The organism is Cryobacterium sp. MLB-32, assembly GCF_000738085.1.
Classification (GTDB): Bacteria; Actinomycetota; Actinomycetes; order Actinomycetales; family Microbacteriaceae; genus Cryobacterium.
Genome location: NZ_JPRS01000361.1, coordinates 1 through 560, shown reverse-complemented (window position 1 = coordinate 560; position 560 = coordinate 1). Strand labels below are relative to the sequence as shown.

The following is a 560-nucleotide window of genomic DNA, read 5'->3' as shown; positions in this document are numbered from 1 at the left end:
GAACTGGAACCCCGCGCAGGTGGACGGCAATGAGGTCGACACCAACAACACGATTGCTCTCACGACGGGCAGCGTTTACGACATCAGCGAGGAGGGAACACCTGAACTCAACACGAACTACGCCACGAGCGTTGAATTGATCAGCGAAGATCCTCAGGTCGTCGAGATCAAGCTCAACCCCGACGCGGTCTGGGAAGACGGCACCCCGATCACCTACAGAGACTACGCAGCCACCTGGGGCGCGATGAACGGGACTAACGAGGCCTACCAGCCGGCGTCGACCGCGATCTGGGAAGAGATTTCTGCCATCGAGCCGATCGAGGGCGACTTCGACTTCACCGTGACGTTCAGCGCGGTGAACGCAGACTGGGCATCCATCTTCGCTGACGTTCCGGGCATCCTGCCCGCCGTTGTGGCGTCGACGCCAGAAGCGTTCAACACCGGATACGTGACATCGCCGATGCCCTCGAGCGGCCCGTTCATGATTTCCGACATCGACACCACCGGTCAGGTCGTTACGCTGACCCGCAACCCGGCGTGGTGGGGTGACGTTCCCAAGC

General features: G+C 61.2%; 1 protein-coding gene. It reads left to right on the top strand.

All coding sequences use genetic code 11. The annotated features are described in order from the left end of the window. Positions 1-560, top strand: a 560-nt coding sequence (locus JF66_RS18575) for an ABC transporter substrate-binding protein (protein ID WP_035880337.1), incomplete at both ends; no start/stop codon positions are given.